Origin of the sequence: Tsukamurella asaccharolytica, assembly GCF_007858435.1 — a bacterium.
Classification (GTDB): domain Bacteria; phylum Actinomycetota; class Actinomycetes; order Mycobacteriales; family Mycobacteriaceae; genus Tsukamurella; species Tsukamurella asaccharolytica.
Genome location: NZ_VIGW01000001.1, coordinates 303,979 through 327,029, shown reverse-complemented (window position 1 = coordinate 327,029; position 23,051 = coordinate 303,979). Strand labels below are relative to the sequence as shown.

Sequence of the window (23,051 nt, the reverse complement as noted above, 5' to 3'; positions counted from 1 at the left end):
CGCCCGTTCTGGTGCAGATCGTCACGCGTCCCCGAGCCAGCGCAGCACGTCGAGCGCCACGGCCACCCCGGTCGGGTTGTCCGCGAGCGGGCGGGGCAGCAGCTCGTCGGCCCTGGCCAGCCGTCGGATCACGGTGTTGCGGTGGGTGTACAGGCGCTCGGCGGTACGCGAGGTGTTGAACTGCTCCTCGACGTACGCCGCGACGGTCTGGCGGGTCTCCTGATCGGCGGTCAGTAGGTCGCCCAGGGTGTCGCGGACGAACTCGTCGGCCTTCCCGGTGTCGCTGGTGACCAGCGAGATCAGCGCGATGTCGTCGTACCGCGCCACCCGCCGGCGGGTGCGCAGGCGCGTCATCAGGCGTTGTGCGGTGCCCGCGTCGAGGTGGCTGCGCCGGAACCCGTCGAGGTCCGCGCCCGGCCGCCCGATGGCGACGCGCACCTCGGGGTGGTCGGCGAGTTCGCGGGCCAGGTCCCCGGAATCGAGCACGACGGTGCCCGGCAGCCACAGCCACAGTGCCGACGCGCTGGCGACGACGGTCAGTGGCCGCGGGGTACCGGCGTGCCGGGCCAGCGCGTGGGCGGCGGCGTCGAGGTCGCCGACAGCGCCGGTGGTCCAGATGACCGCGGCGGTGTGCGGCCCGGTCAGCCGGTAGCCGAGCTGCTGTTCGGCACGGGCCCGGGGGATCGGCGCGCCCTCGAGGATCAGCGAGACCGCCGCCAGACGGTCCGCGTTCGTCCCGGTGGTCAGCTGCTCACGTTCGCCGGCCATGCGGAGGGTGAAGGCGTCGATGGTGTCGTCGACGTAGGTCGACATCGACGCCCACGTCACTGCGAGGAGTTCGCGCAGTTCGGCGGGGTCGTCGGTCAGCTCGAAGCAGACGTTCATCCACAGCGTCCAGGCGGCGTTGAGGCCCTTGCGGTAGGTGTCGATGCCATGCAGCTCGAGGCCCCGTCGGACGAGGTCGCGCGCGACGGCGAGGGCGTCCGCGGAGTCGATGTTCGGCGGCACCCGTCGGCCCGGGTGCGTGACGTTATGCGCGGCCCAGTGCAGCATGACGGCGGTGTCGGAGGTGCGGACCAGGGCGGCGAGCGTCGGGTCCGCAGCGATCGGAGCGAGGATGATGCCCGTCAGCGTGGCGTCCTGCAGCTCGGTCACCCACTCCTCAGGGGGGTCGCTCGCGAACTCCGCGGCGCGCCTGATCAGGTCCTTCACCCGGTCCGAGGGCTCGGGCCAGCTCTGCTCCGTCGGCGCACCCATGGCTGGAACCTTACTGACCGCGGTGCGAACTAAGGTGTGCGCGTGACGGGAATGCGGTCGGCGGCCGACTGGGCGGAGGCCCGGCAGGTCCCGCTGTACTTGGCCGGGCTGGGGCTTGGGGCCGTGCTCGGGCTCGGGGTCCCGACGGTGGCGGGCCCCGCCGAGGCCGTCATCAACCCGGTGCTCGCGCTGCTGCTGTACGCCACCTTCCTGGGGATCCCGTTCGCGCGGATGGGCGAGGCGCTGCGGGATGTGCGCTTCGTGGTCACGGTGCTGGCGGTGAACTTCGTGGCGGTGCCGGTCGTGGTGCTGCTGCTGTCGCGGATCGTCGCGCACGACCGGGTCCTGCTCGTGGGCGTCCTGTTCGTGCTGCTCACGCCGTGCGTCGACTACGTGATCGTGTTCAGCGGCCTCGCCGGCGGTGCGAAGGACCGGCTGCTCGCCGCCGCGCCCCTGCTCATGCTGGTGCAAATGGCGATGCTGCCGCTGTACCTGTGGGTGTTCGTCGGGGCGGACGTGGTGCGGACCATCGACTACGGGCCGTTCCTCGCGGCCTTCGCGTGGGTGATCGCGGTGCCGCTGCTGCTCGCGGGGGTGACGCAGTGGGCGGCGGCCCGGACTCGGTGGGGTGCCGTGCTCGCCGACGGGGTGGTCGGCGCGATGGTGCCGATCATGGTGCTGACGCTGGCCGTCGTGGTGGCGTCGCAGATCGCGGGCGTGCGTGACCAGCTCTCGTCGCTGCTGCTCACGATCCCGGTCTATGTGCTGTTCGCGGCGGTGATGACGCCGATCGGCGCCGCCGCGGGCCGGCTCGCCCGGTTGGACGTGCCGAGCCGTCGGAGTGTGGTGTTCAGCGGCGTCACGCGGAACTCGCTGGTGATCCTTCCGCTTGTCCTCGCCCTCCCGATGGAGTACGAGCTGGCGCCGCTCGTGGTGGTCACCCAGACCCTCGTTGAGCTCGTGGTGATGGTGCTGTTCGTCCGCCTGATCCCGCGGCTGATCCGCTGAGCCGCAGTTCGCGGTATCGTGACGATCAGGTCGTGACTGGCGCGGAAGGTGGAGCACCACCGTGGAACGGCCTCACCGTTCGGCCGTGCGCCTGGGCATATGAGTTGCACCAGGAGGTCACATGTCCCGTTCCCCTATATTGATGCGCGGTATCGAGCTTGCCGCCCGCACCAACGCTGATACCGCTGAGCGAGCGGCGCGACTGTGCGCGCAGGAGGGTGTTCGCCCGACGCTCGCTACAGTCCTCGTGGGCGACGATCCCGCGTCGGTGACGTACGTGCGGATGAAGACCCGAAAGTGTGAACAGCTCGGTCTCGGCGCTCGACACGTCGGACTTCCGGGAGGAACAACGACGAGCGAGCTGGTTGACACAATCGGCGGTCTGTCGAACGATCCCGAGGTGCACGGCATTCTGGTGCAGCATCCAATGGGAACTGGTGTCGACGAACGAGCAGTCTTCGACGCGATCGCTCCTGCCAAGGATGTCGACGGGGTGACCTCAGCCTCCTTCGCAGCGATGGCGCTGGGGCATCCAGGCTTCCGCTCCTGCACGCCAGGGGGCATCATCCGACTGCTCGATCACCATGAAGTCGACCTTGCAGGCAAGAACGCTGTGGTGGTGGGGCGCAGCGCGATTCTCGGCAAACCGATGGCTGCGCTCCTGTTGGGCCGCGGCGCGACGGTGACGGTATGTCACTCACGGACCCGTGACCTGGACGTTCATCTGGCTACCGCGGACGTGGTCATCGCCGCCGCCGGTCGCCCGCTTCTCATCCGAGGCGACGCACTCGAGGACGGCGTGATCGTCGTGGATGCGGGCTACAACGTGGGTAACGTCGGCGATGTCGATTTCGAGAGCGTGGCAAATCGGGCGTCGATGATCACGCCTGTTCCAGGAGGAGTAGGGCCGATGACGATCGCAGTTCTACTCGCACAGACCGTCGACGCCGCCTCCGCCCAGGCGGGCGCGGCTGAGCATCGTTGACGGACTTTCTCGGCCTTGTCTGATCGGGGGTCGTAGCGGTCTCATCGGGCTGTGACCTGAGACGGGGGTCGAGGGATGAATAGCCCGATGGCGAGTCCCAGGCCGATGATGGCAGCGATTGCGGTCATGGCCGTCGTGAGCGCAGGCCCGCTAGTGGCCGCGGTGATGTTCACGAGTACTGCGAGTCCGATTGCGCCCCCGAGTTGCTGGCCGGCGGTCGCGATGCCGCTGGCGGTCCCTTGCTCGGTGTCAGGGGTGTTTGTCGTGGCGGTGGCGAACATAGTGGTGAACACGATGCCCTGGCCGATACTGAAGACGGCGGCCAGCGCGAGGACGATCCCCCAGTCCGTCCTGGTGTCGACGATGATTGCGAACGCGGCGACGCCGATCAGTCCAATGGTTTGGCCGGTCGTCATCGCGGCGCGCAGGCCTGCGCTGGTTGCTAGTCGCGCTCCGACGGTGGTGCCGAGAAGTACACCGATGCAGGGAATCACGAAAGCGAGGCCGGTGACAATTGGGCTTAGTGAACGCGTCTGCTGGAAATACAGGGTCAGGAAGTACGCGGTAGCTCCAAAGCTGGCCATGAATAGGAACGTTGAGGCGGTACCTGTAGCCAGGTGTCGGTTGCGGAAGCGGTGAATGTCGAGCAGCGGGTCTCGGGTGCGTCCCTCCACGAACAGAAGCGCCGCTGCGCTGACGATGCCGGAGCCGAGGGCAGTCAGAGTCGTCGGTGAGTTCCAGCCATTCTCTGCGGCGAACGTGAAGCCCATGACGATGAGGATGGCGGTGGCGGTAGTCAGGACGGCGCCTGGAATGTCGATGCGATCGAGGATTGGACGGCTGTCGTCGGCCGGCACGGCGCGCAGGGTCAACAGGATGATGACGAGCACGATCGGGAGGTTGATCGCGAACACCGACCGCCATCCCAACGCGTCGGTGAGTACTCCGCCGAGGATGGATCCGAGGACCATGCCGGATGACCCTGCAGCTGCCGAGCGCCTTGTTGCGTGCCGCTCCTTCGGCGAAACCGGCGCTGAGGAGTGCCAACGTCGACGGGGCGAGGGCGGCGCCGCCGAGACCCTGAATGCCCCGGCCGACGACGAGCATCCACTCCGAAGTGGCGAACGCGCCCAGGATCGAACCGAGCGCGAACAGAGCCAGTCCGGCAAGGAACATCCTCCTTCGTCCTAGCGCGTCTGTCATCTTGCCGCACAGCAGCAGGAATCCGCCGAACATGATCGCGTAGGCACTGACAACCCACTGGAGTGTCTCCCCCGAAAAGCCCAGGTCTGCGATCTCCGGCAAAGCTACGAACACGATGTTGTAGTCCAGGCCGATGAGCAACTGTGCTGTTGCGAGGGCTGCCAGGAGCAGGGGCGAGGTGGCGACGCGTCGTTGCGGGTCAACCATGAGAGAGCCTCCCGGAAATTATTCGAACTGTAATGATCCGAGTTAGGACTATATACACCGAACTCGGATTGCATCAACTCAAAGTGTCGCGAGGTATGATGTGACCATGAAGCCTGCAGAGAAGAATGTGGAGCTCTGTCGTCTGCTGGCTCGCATGAACCAGCAGATGGATGCGCACGTCAGGGGTGTGGCCGACGAACTCGGAATCACTGCGTCGCAAGCGGTTGCACTCCGGGAGTTGTCGGGGCCGATCACGCTGAAGGAACTCGCCGAACGCATGTGCTGTGAGGCGTCCAATGCTGGCTACGTTGTCGACCGTATGGAAGCTCAGGGCCTCGTCGAGCGTCAGCCGCACCCTTCGGACCGCCGTGCAAAGCTTCTTGCACTCACCGACGCAGGCCTCGGGTGTCGCCGCAATGTTCTCGACGCCTTGCTCCGGGACGCCCCGATCGACGCCCTGTCCGAGGTTGAGCAGCGTGCGCTAGGCGAACTGCTCCGGAAGGCGACCTCCTGACCTGCGTGGTGCGGTCGTCGCATCACCTCGGCCAGCTTCGGGCAGGCAGTACGTCGACGAGCCGTGCAGCGAGGTGACCGAATCCGAATCTACGTCGGTCGGGATGGCGTGGTTCCGGACTCCACGGCGTCCCGACGAGATTTCGACCCGTATCCGTCCCTTGGAGGGGCCGGACACGGCTGAGGCCAGGTCAGAAAGCTATTCTGACCTGGCCTGATGGAGCTGCCTGCGAGAATCGAACTCGCGACCTTTTCATTACGAGTGAAGCGCTCTACCGACTGAGCTAAGGCAGCGTGGTCCCACGCGAACGCCGGACCGAGGACCAAGTGTACTGACCGCCCCGTCGACCACCAAATGCACCGCTCAACTGGGCCGTCTCGCCAGCACCTGCTCCCGCAGGATGTCTGCGTGCCCGAGGTGTTGTGCCAGCTCGCGCAGGACGTGGAGGTAGGCCCATCGGAGGGGGAGGGGGCCGAGCCGGTGTCCGGGGAGGACATGGTTGAGGGCGAGGCCCGCGGTCGCCCGGCGCGATGCGGCGCACGCCTCGGCGTAGGTGGCGCGCACCGAGGCGATGTCGTCGGCGTCGACGAGGACGAACGACTCGTCCGGGGTCTCGGGGATGCCGATCTCGGCGCGCGACCGGCCGCGGAGTGCGGAGTCGAACCACACCTTCTCGACGAACACGCCGTGCTTCACCAGGCCGAGGAGCGTCGTGCGCGACGGCACGAGCGAGACCCGCGCCTCTTCCTCGGTGAGTCCGTCGAGCGTCGCAGCGAGCCTGGCGCGGTGCTCGTCGAGGAAGATCTCGAACTGTTCCGCTATCGGTGCTTCGAGCGTGCTCGGCTCGATCGTGGGCTGGGTCATGCCGTGGAATCTATCGCCCGCAGGGCCGGCCGACCCGGCAGCGTCGACCTACTTCCCCGAGATCCAGGACGGAATCACGGGGCCGGGCACGTCGAAGGCCTTCGCGAGGTCCGCGAGGATGTGGTACGCGCCCTGCACGCTCACGGCGCTCATCCATTCGGCGTCCTTGACCTCCACGGTCCGCGGTTCGAGCGGCGCCCACAGCGGGTTCTGCCGGTAGGTGGTGAGCGAATCGACGCCCTTGCCGCCGTTGGTCGTCACGAAGATCTTCGTGCCGTCGGCCGAGGGGATGCGCTCGGCGCTGATCTCGGTCATGAACTCGTCGATGTTCTGCGAGGCCGGCCGCGCGAGGCCGGCGTCCTGGAGCACGATGCCGGAGAAGGATTTCTTCCCGTACATGCGCGTGGGACCGTCGAGGAAGCGGACCACCGAGATGGTGGTGTCGGGTCCGGACTTGGCCTTCACGGCGTCACCGACGCGACGTGCCTGCGCCTCGTACTCGGACAGGCGCTGCTCGGCCAGGCTCTCCTTGCCGAGGGCCTTCGCGAGCAGGCGGATGTTGTCCTTCCACGTCGGCCCGGTGGTTTCGCTGAAGACCGTCGGCGCGATGCCGGTGAGCTGCGCGTACTCCTTGGCGTGCCGCACCTTGGCGCTCACGATGAGGTCGGGCTTCACCGCGACGATCTTCTCCAGCGACGGGGCCGCTAGCTTGCCGACGCTCTGCGCCTGGGCGCCGTAGTTCGTCGCGGACGCCCCGAGGTAGTCAGGGAGCTTGTCGCCCAAGGTGTTGTACTCGGTGAACGCGACCACCTGGGTGTCGAGCATGAGCGTCGCGTCGGTGAAGGAGGCGTCCAGCGCGGCGACGCGCTGCGGCTGGCTCGGGATGGTCGTGCTGCCCATCGCGTGCTCGACGGTCCGCGGGAACGCGCCGCCGGCGGCGCTGCTGCTGGCCGTCGTGTCCGACGGTGCGCCGCTGCCGCACGCCGTGAGCGCGCCGATCGTGAGCGCGGCGAGCGTCACGCGCGCCAGGGAGAGCTTCATGGGTTCCGGGCTTCCTTCCTCCCCGCGTGCTTCACGAGGATCGGGAAGGAAGGTTACGCTCGCCTTACTCCTCGGGCAACGGTGATGAGCGCTGGTCAGGGTTTGCAGGCGGCCGCCCGGGGCCGCGCATCGGCTGCGCTTTCCGTGGCATCCGCCCGGCATCGTCGAGCGCCCGGCGCAGCAGGACCTCGATCTGCGCGTTGACGCTGCGTAGATCGTCCGCGGCCCATTTCGCCAGAGCCCGGTACACCTCGGGGTCGATCCGGAGCGGGACCGCCTTGCGGCCCCGCTCCGGTCGGTCGTCCGCGGCAGGGCGCTCGGAGGAGTCGGTCGAGCCCACTAGCTGTACAGGCTCCCCGTGTTCACGACGGGCGTGGTGCGGCTGTCGGAGCACAGGACCACCAGCAGGTTCGAGACCATCGCCGCGCGCCGGTCGTCGTCGAGCTCGACGGTGCCGTTGTCCTCGAGCCGCGTGAGCGCGTTCTCGACGATGCCCACCGCGCCCTCGACGATCTTCTCCCGCGCCGCGAGCAGCGCCGAGGCCTGCTGCCGCTGCAGCATCGCCTGGGCGATCTCGGGGGCGTAGGCCAGCGACGAGATGCGGGCCTCGAGGATCTCCAGGCCGGCCAGCTCGACGCGGGCGGCGACCTGCTCGGCCAGCTCCGCGGCCACCTGGTCGGTGGATCCGCGCAGCGACGTCGCGCCGGCGACCGCGTCGTCGGCGTCGTACGGGTGGCTCGTGGTCACGTGCCGGAGCGCGGACTCCGCCTGCGAGACGATGAACTCCTCGTAGTCCTCCACCGCGAACGTGGCCCGCGCGGTGTCCGCGACCTGCCACACGATGATCGACGCGATGTTCACGGGGTTGCCCGTGAAGTCGTTGACCTTGAGCTCGGCGGTCTCGAAGTTGTGCACGCGCACCGAGACCCGCTGCCGGGTGGTCAGCGGCAGCACGAGGCCGAGTCCCTGGCTGCGCACGGTGCCGACGTACCGGCCGAAGAGTTGCACCACGAGAGTGTGGCCGGGCGCGACGACCACGACCATGCTGATGAGCAGCAGCGCTGCGATGACGAGCAGTACGCTCACCGCGATCAGGGCGGGTGTCTTCGTCGAGATCGCCAGCACGACCAGGCCGGCGGCACCTGCGGCCAGCGCCAGGAAGCCGAAGAACGCGGCGACCGCGGCGCCGGCCCCGGCGTGCCACGCCGGCCGCTCCGTGATGGCCACCTGGGTGTCCTCGGGTTGAACGATGCCTGTCATCACCCTCCTTAAACTGATATCACTTATCTAAGTGATATCAGTTTTTCGGCTGCGACGTCAAGGACGCGTCAGGGTCGCATCAACGACCCTTCCGGGCGGAACGGCTCGGCAATAGCGTTTCGAACCATGACCTTCCTGCTGATCGTGATGGGCGTGCTACTGCTGTTGCGCCTGGTCAACGAGCTGTACTACCGCCATTCCGATCGTCTTCCGATCGAATCGCGCTGAACCGAAGGCTTGACCTGAACCGGGGTTGATACGCGAGCCTGGAAGCATGGCTGACGACCTCGCGCGCGATCCCTCCCGCGACCTTCCGGACATCCTCGGCGACGGCGCGCCCGCCGACGCCTCGGCGATCGTGGACTTCGTCGTCGAGGTGCTCGAGGCGCAGCGCGCCGGCAGCGTTCCACGCGTGCGTTCCCTGTTCCGCGACGACGCCGTCTGGACCACGGCGCACGGCCGGCGCCTGCACGGCCGCGCCGCGATCGACGCCTTCCTCGCGCGCACGGTGAACGGCTCGATGGCGCGCGGCGCCGCCGATTACATCGTGGAGCGGGTCCTGTTCATCCGCCCCGACGTCGCCGCGGTCAGCGTCCGCGTGCGGCCCCTCGGTCCCGACGGTGCGCCGCACCCCGCGGTCCCCGACGCCGCGCCGCTGTACGTCCTGTCCAAGGATGACGGTGTGTGGCGCATCGCGGCCGCCCAGTCCACGGCTGTCTTCGACGATCCGGCGGCGCAGCACCGGCGCGCCGGGTAGCCTTCGCTCCGCGCCCCCTGCGGTGGCGTGCCGCACGGGCAATCGTGCGCGAACCGCTCCCGCCAAAAAATGGAACGTGTTACAGTTCTGCCCACGAGACCGTGAGCGTCGAGTTGTCCTACCTGGGCTTTTCCGGCGACGCTGCGCGAGAGGGGTAGCACCATGGCGGCATCACAGCCCGAGATCGACGACGCGACGGACGCGACCGACGAGGCCGTCACGGAGTCCGGCACCGGCGCGGACGAGTCCGCGGCCACCGAGACCACGACCGAGATCACCACCGCGAAGGCTCGGAAGCCCGCGGCGAAGGCGACGCAGACACGCCCGGCGGCGGAGAAGACCGAGAACCAGGCCGCGAGCCGCGGCATCGTCGTCACGCCGCTCATGTTGGTCCTCTCGGCCGTGGTGGTACTGCTCGCGGTGGCCGCCACCGCCTTCGGCTTCCTCTGGCAGTCGGCGGCGTCCGGCCGCGACGACGCGCGGGACCAGCTCGCCGCCGCCACCGCGGCGCAGGAGACCAACGCGCGCGCCGAGGACATCGCGAAGAAGTACGCGATCGGCGCTGCGACCATCGACTACCAGAACCTCGCCGCGTGGCGCACCGCGCTCACCGCCGGCACCACGGACGAGCTCGCGAACCAGCTCCGCGAGGCCTCCACGCAGTTCGAGCAGGTCGTCGTACCGCTCCAGTGGCAATCCACCGCGACCCCCCTCGGCACCATCGTCGCGGACAACAAGGACGGCCTGATCACGCTCAACGTCTTCGTGAACATGATCACCAAGAGCACGCAGCGCCCCGAGGGCATCCCGTCGACGGCCACCTACACGCTGACGATCGATACCAAACAGGACTGGAAGATCAGCGACGTGCGCGGCATGGATGCCGCCCTGTCCGGTAAGTAGCGAGCTCCCACGCGGAACGGCGCGGACCCGAAGGTCCGCGCCGTTTCGTCGTGTCGGGGCCGCAGGTCAGGGCTGGCCGGGCAGAAGCTGCACCATGAGGCCCTCGCCGTCGGCGAGCAATGTGCCGTCCGCGTCGGTGAGGCGGGCGGTGACGAACGTCTTCCGCCCGTCCACACGGTCGACCTTGCCCTCGATGACGAGCGGCACGTCCAGCGGCGTCACCTTGCGGTAGTTGACGTGCAGGTAGGCGGTGCGGCTGATGGGCCGCTTCGCCGCGTAGACGACGTTGCCGAAGTTGTCGTCGAAGATCAGCGGGAGCACGCCGCCGTGCGCGACGCCGCCGCCGCCCAGGTGGTAGCGCCGCAGCATGCCGCGGGAGACGACGGAGTCCGCGTCGAACTTCTCGACGTAGAAGGGAGGGATCAGCAGACTGCCGCGCCCGGGCAGCGACATGCTGCGGTTCGCAGGCCCCTTGCCCTCGCCGGCAGCATGGGGCGCGAGCAACTCGACGAGCTCGGCGGCCCTGTCGCGTGCGGCGGCGTACACCTCCTCGGGGGCGTCGACGCACACCGCAAGGTCCTGCAGGCGACGCATGTTCTCGACGAACTCGCCGAACGAGGGCGGGGGTGTGGCCTCCCGGAATCGCGGAATCTCGCTCCGCAGGTCCAGCTTGTCCGGATCCGAGTCATTCATTCATCAGACTTTACTCAGTATCAATCCGCTGGTCGGAACCCCGGTCCCGGCAGTGACCACGGCCCGCTCGGCGTCCGGGATCTGGTTGGCCGCCGTCCCACGAAGCTGCCGCACCGCCTCGGCGATGCCGTTCATCCCGTGGATGTACGCCTCGCCCAGCTGTCCGCCGTGCGGGTTGAGCGGCAGGGCCCCGTCGAGCTCGCAGGTCCCGACCGCCAGGAAGGCTGGTGCCTCGCCCCGCCCGCAGAAGCCGAGCTCCTCGAGCTGCATGAGCACGTAGGGGGTGAAGTGGTCGTAGAGCACGGCCAGGTCCATGTCCGACGGTGCCATCCCCGCCTGCGCCCACAGCTGCCCGCCGACGACGCCCATTTCCGGCAGGCCGGTGAGCCCGTCGCGGTAGTAGCTGGTCATCACGTACTGGTCGGGACCGCTGCCCTGGGCCGCGGCGGCGATCACCGCGGGCGTCGCCTTCAGGTCGCGGGCGCGCTCGACGCTCGTGATCACCAGCGCCACCCCGCCGTCCGACTCCTGACAGCAGTCCAGTAGGTGCAGCGGCTCGGCGACGAACCGCGACGCCTGGTGCTCCTCGAGCGTGATCGGCTTGCCGAAGAACCACGCCTTCGGATTGGTCGCGGCCCGCGCGCGGTCGAGCACGGCGACGCGGCCGAAGTCCTCGCTGGTGGCGCCGAAGTCATGCAGGTACCGGCGCGCAGCCATCGCGACGGTGGCCGCCGGAGTGGCGATACCGGCGGGGTAGTGGAAGGCGTTGTCGATGCCGTTCGTGTTCACCTGTTGCGCAGCGGCGTTCGAGACCTGCCCGAATCGGTGGCCGGACCGCTCGTTGAAGGCGCGGTAGGCCACCACCACGTCGGCGACGCCGGTCGCGACGGCCATCGCCGCTTGCTGCACGGTCGCCGCCGCGGCGCCGCCTCCGAAGTTGATGCGGCTGAAGAACTTCAGCTCGGGGATCCGCAGCTCGCGGGCCACCGCGATCTCCGAGTTGGTGTCCATGGTGAAGGTCACCAGCCCGTCGACGTCCTGCGGAGTGAGGCCGGCATCGTCCAGCGCCGCCCGGACGCACTCCACGGCCAGGCGCAACTCGCTGCGCCCGGAGTCCTTGGAGAACTCGGTGGCGCCGATCCCGGCGATCGCGGCCTTTCCGCTCAGCCCGCTCATGCCGGCAGCACCACGGTCGCGGTGCCCGAGATGTGTTCGCCCAGGCCGCCCTTCGCGGTCACGGCGATGGTGACGGCGTCCCCCTCGACCGCGGTGACCGCGCCCGAGAAGTGCAGGGTGTCGCCGGCGTAGCAGGGCGCGCCGAGCCGGATGGAGATGGTGCGCACGAAGGCCTCCGGGCCCGCCCAGTCGGTCACGTACTTCTGGACCAGGCCGTTGTCGGTGAGGATGTTGACGAAGATGTCCTTGCTGCCCCGCGTGTGTGCCGCGTCGCGGTCGTGATGCACGTCCTGGAAGTCGCGGGTCGCGATGGCAGTGGTCGCCACGAAGGTCGTGCTCGCGTGGACGGTCATGGGCGGCAGGGCGGTGCCGACGGTGACCGCCGCGGAACGCAGCGTGGTGGGGTACGTCATCGAACCTCCCAGGCGGGCAGGGTCAGGTCGTCATCGACCCGGAGAAACACACTACGGACGGGCATGCCGATCTCGACGGTCGCGGGGTCCACGTCGATCAGCTCGCCGAGCACGCGCACGCCCTCGTCGAGCTCCACCAGTGCCACGACGAAGGGCAGGCGCTTGCCGGGGACCTTGGGGTGGTGGTGCACCACGAAGCTGAAGACGGTGCCGGTGCCGGGGGAGACCACGTAGTCGGGGACGAGGCCCAGGTCGCCGCCCGGGTCCATCGGTCCCGGCGGGTGCCGGAGCGTCTCGCCCCAGCGCTGGATCCGCAGCTCGCCGACCTTCGCGCCCTCCCAGTAGAAGGCGGTGTCGCGCGAGATCACCGGCCGCAGCACGCCGCCGGCGTAGGCGGACGCGTCCACGATGCGGCCGCTCGGCCCGGCATCGGGTACGACGGCGTCGGGGGCAGCGGGCTGTTCCGCGGCGGGGGGACGGAACTTGAGGATGCGGAAGACCATCTCCGCCACCACCTCGTCGCCCACGCGCCACAGCGTGCGCGTGGTGAAGAACCACCCCTCGCCGAGGGCGGTCTTCTTGGGCCCCACTACGTCCTCGAGCCGCGATGACGCGGTGATCTCCTCACCCGGCCGCAAGTGCCGGTGGTAGGTCTGGTCCGAATTGGTGGCGACGACGGAGGTGAAGCCCAGCTCGTCGAGAGCTTCGGTCATGAGGCCCAGCGGGTCGTCGCCCGCGCGCGCACCGTGCAGGCCGCGCATCGACCACACCTGCGCCATCGCGGGCGGCGCCACGGGCCCGCCGAAAACCGACTGCTCCGCGAACGCGGCGTCGGAGTAGAGCGGGTTGGTGTCGCCGATGGCCTCGGTCCAGTTGTTGATCATCGGCTGGTTCACCGGGTCCCGCCCCGCGCGCGGCGCGGAATCACCGAGCGCGCGGATCCGCTCCGCCGCGGCAAGCACGGCCGCCGTCGTCTCCGCGTCCGTCGTCTCCGGGCCCGCGCCCGAGGCGGTCACCGGGGCACCCGCGGCAGCTGCAGGCCCATGAGGGCGATGAGTTCGCGCTGGATCTCGTTGACCCCGCCGCCGAAGGTGAGTACCAGGTTGCGCTTGGCCTGCACATCGAGCCACTGCAGCACCTCCGCCGTCGAGGACTCCGCCGGGTCGCCGTGGGTTCCGACGGTCTCCTCGAGCAGCGCGGTCAGGCCCTGGATCCGGTCGGAGCCGAAGACCTTGGTGGCGGAGGCGTCCGCCACGTCGACGGGCCCGCCCGCCTCCGCGGCGGCGACCTGCCAGTTGAGCAGCTCGTTGATGAGTTCCGCCGCGCGCACCCGGGCGAGCGCCTCGACGACGTCGGGCTCGCCGAGTAGCTTCTGCTCGCTCGCCCAGGCGTGTACGCGGTCGTACAGCGCGCCGATCCGGCCCGACGGGCCGAGCATGACCCGCTCGTGGTTGAGCTGGGTCGTGATCAGCTTCCACCCCTCGTTCTCCACCCCGACGAGCATGTCGACCGGCACTCGGACGTCGTTGTAGTAGGTGGCGTTCACGTGGTGCGCGCCGTCGGCGGTGATGATCGGCGTCCAGCTGTAGCCCGGGTCCTTGGTGTCGAGGATCAGGATCGAGATGCCCTTGTGCTTGGGTGCGTCGGGGTCGGTGCGGACGGCTAGCCACACGTAGTCGGCGTCGTGGCCGCCGGTGGTGAAGATCTTCTGGCCGTTCACCACGTAGTGGTCGCCGTCGCGGACCGCCGTGGTGCGTAGCGAGGCGAGATCGGTGCCTGCGTCGGGCTCGGTGTAGCCGATCGCGAAGTGCACCTCGCCCGAGAGGATCTTCGGCAGGAACTTCGCCTTCTGCTCGTCCGTGCCGTAGGCCTGCAGCGTCGGCCCCACGGTCTGCAGCGTCACCGAGGGCAGTTGCACGTCGGCGCGGGAGGCCTCGTTGACGAACAGGTACTGCTCGATCGGTCCGAAGCCCTTGCCGCCGAACTCGGCGGGCCATCCCACGCCGAGTCGGTCGTCGCTGCCCATACGCAGGACGACGTCCCGGAAGACCTCGCCGTGCCGCTGCACCAGCATCGCGGTGCGCTCCTCCGGCGTCATCAGAGTGGAGAAGTAGGCCCGCAGCTCGGCCTGCAGCGCGCGCTGCGCGCCGTTCAGCGCGAGGAACCGGCCGGCCTCGTCCGCGCTCGTCGTGTCGTCGCGGTGCGCGGTCGCCAATGCACGCACGGTCTGCGGGACACCGCCCACGAACCGGGCCAGGTCCTTGATCGTGGAGTAGAACCGGTGCAGCGGGTACGTCGCGTCCACGCCGATACCGCCGTGCAGGTGATGGCAGGTCCGTACCGCCGATGGTGCCTCCGCGGCCAGCCAGTGCGCGGCCAGCGCGGTGGCCTCGTCGGCGGGGGAGCCCGTGCCCACGCGCCAGGTCGCGGAGAGGGCGGCCAGGTGCAGCGTGCGAGAGGCGATGTAGACGTCGGCGATCTGCTGCGCCACCGCCTGGAAGGCGCCCAGCGGCCGCCCGAACTGCTCACGCTTGCGCAGGTGGTCGACGGTGAGCGCCAGGGCACCGGCGAGCGCACCGTCGGCGACGGCCGCCGCACCCGCCAGGCCGCACTCCCGCACGAACTGCGCGACGGTCCCGTCGGTGGAGTCGCCCAGCACGGCGTCGGCCGGCACCTCGACGCCCGCCAGTTCGACGGTGCCTTCCGGCGCCCCCGTCGACGTCGGGCTGGGGGCGACGGTGACCCCCGCTGCGGCGGCGGGCACCACGAAGACGGCGGCACCGTCGTCGGTGGCTGCGCTGACCAGCAGGTGCGCAGCGTGCTGCGCGTAGCCGACGGCCACCTTCCGGCCGGTCAGCGACCAACCGCTCGCGGTCCGCACCGCGCGGGTGGACGGGGCCACGGGCACGGCGTCTCCGGCCTCGTTGAGTGCGCCCACGATCAGCTCGTCGCCGGTCAGGGCGGAGGGCAGCAACTGCTCGCGCTGCCCGGGTGTGCCGTGCGTCGCGACGGGCAGGATCCCCAGGGCGAGCGCGGGCAGCACGGGGGCGGCGATCGCGAGCCGGCCGGCCTCTGTGAGTAGCGCGGCCACCTCCTCTGCGCCGAGCCCGGCGCCGCCGAGGCTCTCGGGGGCCGAGAGGCCGAGGAGGTCGGCGCGGGCGAGATCCGCCCACGTCGCGCGCCAGCCGTCCTCGCCGTCGGCACCTCGGGTATCGCGCGCGGCGGCGTGGCCGAGCACGTCGGCGGCGAGGCCGGCGACGGCCACCTGGTTCTCGTCCGGACGGAAGTCCACGCGCACTCCTGATCTCGATACCGCGTACAAACGGTGAAACGTGTTCTATTTTTAGCAAGTGGGATGAAGGCTCGCAAGCAGTTCGACGAAAGGGTGACCATGCGATTCACGTACGCCGAGGCGATGACGGATCCGTCGTACTACGTCCCGCTCGCGCAGGCGGCGGAGGAGGCCGGCTACCACAGCATGTGCATCGCGGACAGCATCGCGTATCCCGAGGTCTCGGACTCGACGTATCCGTACACCCCCGACGGCAGCCGGGAGTTCCTCGACGGCAAGGAGTTCATCGAGACCTTCGTACTGGCGTCGGCGCTGGCCGCGTCCACGACCACGTTGCGGTTCACGCCCTTCGTGCTCAAGCTGCCGATTCGGCCGCCGGTGCTCGTCGCCAAGCAGGCCACCTCGCTGGCCTCCCTCAGCGGCAACCGCTTCGCGCTCGGCGTGGGCATCAGCCCGTGGCCGGAGGACTTCGAGATCATGGGGGTGCCCTTCGCGCGCCGCGGCAAGCGGATGGACGAGTGCATCGAGATCATCAAGGGCCTCTCGACCGGCGAGTACTTCGAGTACCACGGCGAGTTCTTCGACATCCCGTCCATCAAGATCGCCCCGGTGCCGACACAGCCGTTGCCGATCCTGGTCGGCGGTCATGCGGACGCGGCGCTGCGCCGGGCCGTGCGGCTGTGCGACGGCTGGATGCACGCCGGCGGCGACGGCGAGGAGCTCGACCGCATGCTCGCCCGGATCGACGAGCTGCGCGCAGAGCACGGCAAGAAGGAGTTCGAGATCCACGTGATCTCGCTGGACGCCTACACCGTGGACGGCATCAAGCGGCTCGAGGACAAGGGCGTCACCGACGTGATCGTCGGCTTCCGCCTGCCGTACCAGGTGGGCCCGGATACCGAGCCGCTGCAGCCCAAGATCGACCACCTGCGCCGTTATGCCGATTCCGTCATCAGCAAGTTCTAGGAGTTCGCCATGAAAGACGACCACCCCGCCGTCCTGGCCGGGCGGGCCTCCCAGGCCGCCGCGAGCGGCCGCCGCAAGGAGGAGTGGCTCGACCTGTTCGCCGCCGACGGCGTGGTCGAGGACCCGGTCGGGCCGTCGGGCTTCGACCCCGAGGGCAAGGGGCACCACGGCCGCCAGGAGATCGCGGCGTTCTACGACAAGACCATCGGTGCGGCGGAGTCCCTGGAATTCCGCTTCGGCGACGGCTTCGCCTGCGGCAACGAGGTGGCCTTCACCGGCCTCATCCGCACCGTCATCGGCGGGCACGTCATCGACGCCGAGGGCGTCTTCACCTACAAGGTCGACGACGCGGGGAAGATCGTGGCGCTCCGTGCCTACTGGGAGGTCGACCGCGCCATGGCCACCGCCCGCCCCGTGTGAACACCGGTCCCCGGTCTGTGAATCCACGGCTCAGCTCGACACGAGGTCAGATCTTGTCTTCTGTTCACCTCAGCCGTGGATTCACGGAGCCGGTCATGGCACGGGATGGAGCACTTGCCCTCGTCCGCAGCCGCGGCCGGCGGACTCAGCGCGCGGTGAACACCGCGTCCGCGAGCACCGGGGCGCCGCGCTCGACCGACTCCGCGGTCACGAGCTGACGGTCACCGTCGTGCCAGATCCGCACGCGCAGCGTCTCGCCCGGCAGCATGATCCCGGCGAACTTCGCCGACCACGAGCCCACCGCGGCGGCGTCGCCGTCGAGCACGGCGTCGGTGACGGCCTTGGCGACGATTCCGTAGGTGCACAGCCCGTGCAGGATCGGCGCGTCGAAGCCGGCGGCCCGAGCGAAGGCGGGGTCCGAGTGGAGCGGGTTGCGGTCGCCGCACAGCCGGTAGAGCAGCGCCTGCTGGGGCAGGGTCGGCACCTCGACGGTCACGTCGGCGTCCCGCGTGGGCAGCTCGACCTTCTCCGACGGCCCGCGCTCGCCGCCGAAGCCGCCCTCGCCGCGCGCGAAGATGGACGATCGCGCGGTCCACAGCGGCTCGCCGGCGTCGTCGACGACCTCGGTCTCCTGCCAGATCACCGCGGCCTTGCCCTTGTCGTGCACGTCGCTGATCCGCGTGCGGGCGACCGCCGTGCCGGACACGGGCAGCGGACGGTGCGCCGTGACCGACTGGCTGCCGTGCACCACCTTGGCCAGATCGATCTCGACGCCGGGGAAGGAGACCCGGGGAGCCTCGGTCGCGTGGAAGTTCTGCGCGACGGTGGCGAAGGTCGGCAGCACGACGGTGTCCTGCTCCGTGGAGTACCTCAGCTCGCGGGCGGAGAGCGGGTCGGCGCCCGCGCCCAGCGCCAGCTGGTACAGCAGCACGTCGGAGGTGCTCCAGGAGAACTCGGCGGTGCCGAGCTCGGCACCGATCGCGACCGACGGGTCGATGGGCATGGGACTCCCTCAGCAATGGGGCCGTCGTGGACGGTCTATTCGTAAGTGATGTGCACGGCGGGTGAGCGCCGCAGGGACTGGCAGGCCAGGATGAGGCCGTCGTCGAGGTCCTCCTGATCGAGTACCTCGTTGTGTGCCAGGTCCACCTCGCCCGAGGTGATGCGGCACGCGCACGCGCTGCACGCGCCCTCACGGCACGAGTACGGCGCGTCGAGGCCGGCATCGAGCATCACGTCCAGCAGCTTCTTCTCGGCGGGCCAGGCGAGCTCGGTCGTCGTCCCGTCCAGTTCGACGGTGACGGTGCCCCCGTCGGCCGCGGGTGCGGGTGCGTTCGCGGTGGGCTCGGGCAGGTCCTCCGCCTCGGCGATCGCGGCCTTCTCCTCCGCCTCCTCCTGGGCGGCCTCCACCTCGAAGGGGTTGCGTGGCAGGGAGCGGAACTTCTCGATGTGTACCTCGCGGCGACCTTTGCCGAGCGAGGTCATGGCCTCGGAGACCGCGTCCATGAACGGTCCGGGGCCGCAGACGAAGACCTCGCGGGAGGCATAGGGTGCGGCCAGTGCGGCGAGGTTCGCGGCGCTGGGCAGGCCCTGCACCGATTCGAGCCAGTGCACCACGACGAGCCGCTCCGGGTAGGTCCGCGTGAGCTCGGCCAGTGCCGAGGAGAAGATCACCGATTGTGCGTCGCGGTTGGCGTAGACCAGGGCCACGGATCCGGTGCCGGTCTCGAGTACCGAACGCAGGATCGACAGGATGGGCGTGATACCGCTGCCGCCCGCGAAGAGCAGCATGTCGATATCCACCGACTTCGGGGTGAAGATGCCCGCTGGCACCAGGACGTCGATCTCCATCCCGGGTGTCGCGTTGTCGCACAGCCAGTTCGAGGCGTAGCCATCGGCGGTGCGCTTGACCGCCACGCGCAGCGGACCGTCGTCGTGCGGCGCGCTGCACAGCGAGTAGCACCGCGCCACCGACCCGGTCTGCTCGCTCGGCACGCGCAGAGTCAGGAACTGGCCCGGCTTGTAGGTGAACCGGTCCGCCAGGGCGTCGGGCACCTCGAACTCGATGGAGTGCGCGTCGTGCGTCTCCGCGACCACCTTGGCGACGAGTAGTCGGTGGATGCTCACTTCTTCTGCTTCTCCTGGTCGGTGTCCGGCGGCGCAACGTCCGTCGGGACGGGCACCTCGCCGAGTTTGGCGGCGCGCGCGATCGATGCCATGAGCCGCGGGCAGGTGGCGCGCAGGGCGGACCCGGCACCGTCCGTGGCGAAGACCGTGCACTCGAGCGCAGAGCCGCACCACTGGATCGAGGTGTGCTCCCGGCTGTTCTTGCGGACCTGTACCGCGACGCCGCAGGTGCCGCAGTTCAGCGGTGTGAAGCCGTCCGTGAGGAAGCCCTCGCGGTCGGCCACCGTCGCCGGCTGGGTCACCGGCTCACCGAACATCGTCACCGTGGGGGACATGGGATCAGGCCCCCGGGCCGGAACCGTCGGCGGCGGTGGCCTTCTCGGCCTCCTGCCGGGCGATGTTCTCCGCGACCTCGGCCTCCCACGCCTCCACGGCGTGGGTGGTGTCGATCTCGAACTCGAAGCGCTGCGTCATGTCCTCCGAGACGTCCGCCGCGTCGACGTAGAACTGCTCGTACCACCGGCGGAGCTGGTAGACGGGGCCGTCCTCCTCGCACAGCAGTGGATTGTCGATGCGGGTCTTGTTCTTCCAGATCTCCACGTCCTGCAGGAAGCCCAGGCCCACGTTCTTGGCGAACTTCCCGGCCAGGTAGTCGGACTTCTCGTCGTCGAAGCCGGGCAGCTTCTTGACCTTCACGCCGTACATCAGCTTGAACGAGTTCTGATCGATGGGGTAGTGGCAGTTGATCAGGACGTTCTCGATCTGGAAGCCCTTGTAGTCGTTGTGCAGGTAGTTGATCATGTACGACGGCCCGAAGTAGTGGGCCTCGGACTTGAGCAGCACGTCGTCGCCGCCGGAGAGCCCGATGTCGGTGACGTCGTTGCGGCCCTTGGTGTCCAGGTACTGCGAGGCGATGTGTCCGTCGAAGACGTTCTTGAAGTACGTGGGCAGGCCGTAGTGGATGTAGAAGAAGTGCGGCATGTCGACCACGTTGTCGACGATCTCGCGGCAGTTGCTGTTCTCGATGACGATCTCGTTCCACACCCAGTTGGACCACTCCGGCCCGTCGATGTCGCCGTCGATCTTGGGAATGTCCAGTTCCGCAGGCGGCGTGGAGTTCTCCACGTCGTGCCAGATGAAGAGCTGATCGTTCTCGATCATGGTGGGCCAGGTGCGGGTCCGGGCCCGCAGCGGCACGCGCTTGGCGTACGGGATGGCCTTGCACTTGCCGTCGCCGCCCCAGCGCCAGTCGTGGAACGGGCAGGCGATCTCGTTGCCCTTGACGGTGCCCTGCGTCAGGTCGCCGCCCATGTGCCGGCAGTAGCCGTCGAGGACGTTGACCTTCCCGTCCTCGCCCGCGAAGACCACGAGCTTGGTGCCGAAGGCCTCGACCGAGTGGGGCTCGCCATCGGCGAAGTCCTTGAGCAAGCCGATGCAGTGCCAGCCTCGGGCGTACCGGGTGGGCGCGGTGCCGCTGTCGATGAGACGGGCCGCCGTCTCGGTGTTGGTGCTCATCCGACCTCCTCTTCCGCGCGAGCGGGGGCTGCCGCCGCGGGGGCTGATTCCTGTTTGGCCATGTCCTCGACGGCGAGGTAGGCGAAGACCATCGCGGGGCCGATGGTGGCGCCGGGCCCCGCGTAGGTGTGGCCCATGACGGGCGAACTGGTGTTGCCGGCGGCGTACAGGCCGTCGATCACAGTGCCGTCGGCGCGCTGGACCCGGCCCGCGACGTCGGTGCGCAGGCCACCCTTCGTGCCGAGATCGCCGGGAACCATACGTGCAGCGTAGAACGGCCCGGTCGCCAATTCGGCGAGACTGGGGTTCGGCTTGTTCCGCGGATCCCCGTAGTAGTGGTCGTAGGCGCTCTCGCCGCGGTGGAAATCCTCGTCGCGTCCCGCACGTGCGAAACCGTTGAACTTCTCGACGGTGGCCGTCAGCGCCGCCGGAGGCACGTCCATCTTCTCGGCGAGCTCGGCCAGGCTGTTCGCGCGGACCATGTTTCCGGACTCGTACCAGCGCTTGGGCAGTGGCTGACGCGGCGGCTGGCCCGCGAACATGTACCGGTTCCGGTAGCGCTGGTCGAACACCAGCCAGCACGGCACGTTTTCGCCGGGGCCCTCGCCCTGGCCGTACTCGCCGCCGTACATGGCGTGCACGGCCTCGACGTAGGGCGCGGACTCGTTGACGAATCGCTCGCCGGCGGTGTTCACCATGACGCTGCCTGGCAGGGAGCGCTCGGACAGGGCGAACCACGCCATCTTCGGCAACTGGATGGACGGGCCCCACCAGGCGTCGTCCATGAACTCGAGGGCTCCGCCCGCGGCCGCGCCCGCGCGGATGGCGTCGCCGGTGTTGGCGGGCACGCCGTTGGTCCACTCGGTGCCGATGGGCTGACGCTGGTACTGCGAGCGCATCTGCGCGTTCGACTCGAAGCCGCCGGCGGCCAGGATCACGCCGCGCCGGGCGGTCAGCCGCAGCTGTGCGCCGCCGCGCTCGACGGTGACGCCGGTGATCCGGCCGTCCTCCTCGGTGAGCCCGACGAGGGCGGTGTTCAGCCACAGCGGCACGTTCGCCCGCTGCAGGCCGACGCGCAGCGCGGCGATGAGTGCCTGGCCGCGGCCGAGGAGGTGCTTGCCGCGCGCCCGGGCACTGTAGTAGCGGCCGGCCACTCGCAGCGCGCGCAGGGGCCCCTTGGGGTGGCGCATGATCAGGTTCAGCCACTTGAAGTCGGCCTGGGTGACCACCAGGTTCATGGGGGCCTTCGTGTAGTCGGGCTCGAGGTTCTCGAGCTCGTCGCCCAGCTGCTTGCCGTCGAAGGGCTTGGGCTCGCAGGAGCGCCCGTGTGCCCGCCCGCCCGGCGCCTCCGGGTAGTAATCGGAGTAGCCCGGCACCCACGTCAGCTCCAGCGGACTCATGCGGTGCACCATCGAGATGACCTCGGGGCCGCGGTCGATGTAGGTGTCGATCCGCTCCGCCGGCACCACGTCGCCGATGATGGCGTGCAGGTACTTGCGAGCCTCGTCGGGGGTGTCCTTGACGCCGGCCTTGACCAGCGACTCGTTGCCGGGCACCCAGACCCCGCCGCCCGAGCGGGCCGTGGACCCGCCGTAGTGCGCCGCCTTCTCCACGACCAGGACGCTGAGCCCGGTGTCCGCAGCCTTGAGCGCCGCGGTCATTCCCGCTGCGCCGCTTCCCACCACGATCACGTCGTACTCGGTGGTCTCCGCCGTCATCGACTCTCCTCGCTGATGAAACAAGTTCTCGAGCCTCACCTGCGCGAATAGGCAGCAGGTACGTGCCACATCTGCAGCATAGACTAGAACAGGTTTCACTTGCCAGGGTTCGGCCGGGTTCGGTCCACGGCGCCGCGCGGTCGCGGCGGGCCGGGGAGGCCGGGCGTCACGCGGTCAGCAGGGGAGGGTGATGCGCTCGTAGGCCCCGGTGCTGGGCCGGAAGACCCACTTCGGTTGCGGCGTGCAGCTCGGCACGGTCGTCGTGATCCGCGGCGCGGTCCGTACCGCGGCGGGGGAGGTCGTCGGTGCGGGAGGCTCCACCGTCGTCGTCCGCGGCGGGACGGGGCTCGGCGGCGTGGCCCCGGCGGCGTCGGACGGTGTCGCGCTGCTCGGGGCGATCTCTCTCGACCGGCTCGATCCAGCCGGGATCGAACCCGTCGGGCTCGATCCCGACGGCGCCACGATCGGCTGCGGGTCGGTCGACGGGCCGCTGCACATGCTCGCGCTGACGGCGATCGCGGCGACGCAGAGCGTCATGGCGGCGGCGATGGCGAGAACGCGGACTGTGATGCCGCCGATCCGCGTGGAGCTCGATCTGTCCGCACGGTGGGTCATGCGGAGCACCCACTCCGGTCGGTTGCGGAAGCGGCGGGCGCGGTTGCAGTCATGCCCTCATCTTCGCAGTAGAGGGCTGCTTTCGGGAGGTCCGGTGCCGGTCCGAGTATGTTTGTT

The 23,051-nt window shown here is 69.3% G+C and carries 23 protein-coding genes, 1 tRNA gene, 1 pseudogene and 1 riboswitch; of the genes and pseudogenes, 7 read left to right on the top strand and 18 right to left on the bottom strand.

Going from position 1 to position 23,051, the window contains the following annotated elements; genetic code table 11:
• Positions 1-21: 21 nt before the first annotated feature.
• Entirely contained in the window at positions 22-1,257 is a 1,236-nt protein-coding gene (locus FK529_RS01555) for a PucR family transcriptional regulator (protein ID WP_146558923.1), read from the bottom strand.
• A gap of 51 nt (positions 1,258-1,308) precedes the next feature.
• Here FK529_RS01555 and FK529_RS01550 point away from each other — a divergent pair, with 51 nt between their 5' ends.
• Positions 1,309-2,265, top strand: a complete 957-nt coding sequence (locus tag FK529_RS01550) for an arsenic resistance protein (RefSeq protein ID WP_146559511.1) — start codon at positions 1,309-1,311, stop codon at positions 2,263-2,265.
• Between the two features lie 22 nt (positions 2,266-2,287).
• Positions 2,288-2,369, top strand: a riboswitch (ZMP/ZTP riboswitch).
• 17 nt (positions 2,370-2,386) lie between these two features.
• A complete protein-coding gene (locus FK529_RS01545) occupies positions 2,387-3,250 on the top strand; it encodes a bifunctional 5,10-methylenetetrahydrofolate dehydrogenase/5,10-methenyltetrahydrofolate cyclohydrolase (RefSeq protein WP_146558921.1) in 864 nt (287 codons plus the stop codon).
• A 41-nt stretch (positions 3,251-3,291) separates the two neighbouring features.
• Here the strand turns inward: FK529_RS01545 and FK529_RS01540 are convergent.
• A pseudogene (locus FK529_RS01540) lies at positions 3,292-4,660 on the bottom strand (MFS transporter).
• A gap of 106 nt (positions 4,661-4,766) precedes the next feature.
• Here FK529_RS01540 and FK529_RS01530 point away from each other — a divergent pair.
• Complete coding sequence (locus FK529_RS01530; RefSeq protein ID WP_146558917.1) at positions 4,767-5,174, top strand: MarR family winged helix-turn-helix transcriptional regulator; 408 nt, start codon at positions 4,767-4,769, stop codon at positions 5,172-5,174.
• Positions 5,175-5,391: 217 nt separating this feature from the next.
• Here the strand turns inward: FK529_RS01530 and FK529_RS01525 are convergent.
• From FK529_RS01525 to FK529_RS01505, 5 genes are all read right to left on the bottom strand, one after another.
• A tRNA-Thr gene (locus FK529_RS01525) sits at positions 5,392-5,467 on the bottom strand.
• Positions 5,468-5,537: 70 nt separating this feature from the next.
• Complete coding sequence (locus tag FK529_RS01520; RefSeq protein ID WP_146558915.1) at positions 5,538-6,038, bottom strand: DinB family protein; 501 nt, start codon at positions 6,036-6,038, stop codon at positions 5,538-5,540.
• A 48-nt stretch (positions 6,039-6,086) separates the two neighbouring features.
• The gene (locus FK529_RS01515) at positions 6,087-7,079 is read right to left on the bottom strand and encodes an ABC transporter substrate-binding protein (protein ID WP_146558913.1); all 993 of its coding nucleotides are present in this window, start codon (positions 7,077-7,079) and stop codon (positions 6,087-6,089) included.
• A gap of 64 nt (positions 7,080-7,143) precedes the next feature.
• Positions 7,144-7,419, bottom strand: a complete 276-nt coding sequence (locus FK529_RS01510; RefSeq protein ID WP_146558911.1) for a type II toxin-antitoxin system antitoxin — start codon at positions 7,417-7,419, stop codon at positions 7,144-7,146.
• Positions 7,419-8,339 (bottom strand): SPFH domain-containing protein, encoded by a 921-nt coding sequence (locus FK529_RS01505; protein ID WP_146558909.1) that lies wholly within the window; start codon positions 8,337-8,339, stop codon positions 7,419-7,421. Before FK529_RS01505 ends, FK529_RS01510 begins: the two co-directional genes overlap by 1 nt.
• Positions 8,340-8,613: 274 nt before the next feature.
• Between FK529_RS01505 and FK529_RS01500 the strand changes: the two genes are divergently transcribed.
• Positions 8,614-9,096, top strand: coding sequence for an SgcJ/EcaC family oxidoreductase (locus tag FK529_RS01500; RefSeq protein WP_146558907.1), 483 nt, complete (start codon positions 8,614-8,616; stop codon positions 9,094-9,096).
• A 162-nt stretch (positions 9,097-9,258) separates the two neighbouring features.
• Positions 9,259-9,999 (top strand): hypothetical protein, encoded by a 741-nt coding sequence (locus FK529_RS19920; RefSeq protein WP_158635016.1) that lies wholly within the window; start codon positions 9,259-9,261, stop codon positions 9,997-9,999.
• A gap of 66 nt (positions 10,000-10,065) precedes the next feature.
• On the opposite strand, the gene FK529_RS01490 is transcribed toward FK529_RS19920, so the two are convergent.
• From FK529_RS01490 to FK529_RS01470, 5 genes are read right to left on the bottom strand one after another with little or no spacing between them, the layout of a single operon-like run.
• A complete protein-coding gene (locus FK529_RS01490; RefSeq protein ID WP_146558905.1) occupies positions 10,066-10,692 on the bottom strand; it encodes a PaaI family thioesterase in 627 nt (208 codons plus the stop codon).
• A gap of 3 nt (positions 10,693-10,695) precedes the next feature.
• Positions 10,696-11,868, bottom strand: a complete 1,173-nt coding sequence (locus FK529_RS01485) for a lipid-transfer protein (protein WP_146558903.1) — start codon at positions 11,866-11,868, stop codon at positions 10,696-10,698.
• Positions 11,865-12,281, bottom strand: coding sequence for a MaoC family dehydratase (locus tag FK529_RS01480; protein ID WP_146558901.1), 417 nt, complete (start codon positions 12,279-12,281; stop codon positions 11,865-11,867). The genes FK529_RS01485 and FK529_RS01480 overlap by 4 nt, the downstream gene beginning before the upstream one ends.
• Positions 12,278-13,297: a bifunctional MaoC family dehydratase N-terminal/OB-fold nucleic acid binding domain-containing protein gene (locus tag FK529_RS01475; RefSeq protein WP_205124345.1), complete on the bottom strand. Its 1,020-nt coding sequence runs from the start codon at positions 13,295-13,297 to the stop codon at positions 12,278-12,280. Before FK529_RS01475 ends, FK529_RS01480 begins: the two co-directional genes overlap by 4 nt.
• The gene (locus FK529_RS01470) at positions 13,294-15,573 is read right to left on the bottom strand and encodes an acyl-CoA dehydrogenase family protein (RefSeq protein ID WP_146558899.1); all 2,280 of its coding nucleotides are present in this window, start codon (positions 15,571-15,573) and stop codon (positions 13,294-13,296) included. The genes FK529_RS01475 and FK529_RS01470 overlap by 4 nt, the downstream gene beginning before the upstream one ends.
• 99 nt (positions 15,574-15,672) lie before the next feature.
• Here FK529_RS01470 and FK529_RS01465 point away from each other — a divergent pair, with 99 nt between their 5' ends.
• Complete coding sequence (locus tag FK529_RS01465) at positions 15,673-16,539, top strand: TIGR03619 family F420-dependent LLM class oxidoreductase (protein WP_146558897.1); 867 nt, start codon at positions 15,673-15,675, stop codon at positions 16,537-16,539.
• A gap of 9 nt (positions 16,540-16,548) precedes the next feature.
• Positions 16,549-16,959, top strand: coding sequence for a nuclear transport factor 2 family protein (locus tag FK529_RS01460; RefSeq protein WP_146558895.1), 411 nt, complete (start codon positions 16,549-16,551; stop codon positions 16,957-16,959).
• Between the two features lie 145 nt (positions 16,960-17,104).
• Here the strand turns inward: FK529_RS01460 and chsH3 are convergent, their stop codons facing one another.
• From chsH3 to FK529_RS01430, 6 genes are all read right to left on the bottom strand, one after another.
• Positions 17,105-17,962, bottom strand: a complete 858-nt coding sequence (gene chsH3 / locus FK529_RS01455; RefSeq protein ID WP_146558893.1) for an enoyl-CoA hydratase ChsH3 — start codon at positions 17,960-17,962, stop codon at positions 17,105-17,107.
• 35 nt (positions 17,963-17,997) lie between these two features.
• On the bottom strand, positions 17,998-19,086 hold the full coding sequence (locus tag FK529_RS01450; protein WP_146558891.1) for a ferredoxin--NADP reductase: 1,089 nt from the start codon (positions 19,084-19,086) through the stop codon (positions 17,998-18,000).
• The gene (locus FK529_RS01445) at positions 19,083-19,421 is read right to left on the bottom strand and encodes a hypothetical protein (protein ID WP_205124344.1); all 339 of its coding nucleotides are present in this window, start codon (positions 19,419-19,421) and stop codon (positions 19,083-19,085) included. Before FK529_RS01445 ends, FK529_RS01450 begins: the two co-directional genes overlap by 4 nt.
• A 4-nt stretch (positions 19,422-19,425) precedes the next feature.
• The gene (locus FK529_RS01440; protein WP_146558889.1) at positions 19,426-20,601 is read right to left on the bottom strand and encodes a 3-ketosteroid-9-alpha-monooxygenase, oxygenase component; all 1,176 of its coding nucleotides are present in this window, start codon (positions 20,599-20,601) and stop codon (positions 19,426-19,428) included.
• On the bottom strand, positions 20,598-22,319 hold the full coding sequence (kstD, locus tag FK529_RS01435) for a 3-oxosteroid 1-dehydrogenase (protein ID WP_146558887.1): 1,722 nt from the start codon (positions 22,317-22,319) through the stop codon (positions 20,598-20,600). Before kstD ends, FK529_RS01440 begins: the two co-directional genes overlap by 4 nt.
• 174 nt (positions 22,320-22,493) lie before the next feature.
• The gene (locus FK529_RS01430) at positions 22,494-22,934 is read right to left on the bottom strand and encodes a hypothetical protein (RefSeq protein ID WP_146558885.1); all 441 of its coding nucleotides are present in this window, start codon (positions 22,932-22,934) and stop codon (positions 22,494-22,496) included.
• Positions 22,935-23,051 lie beyond the last annotated feature (117 nt).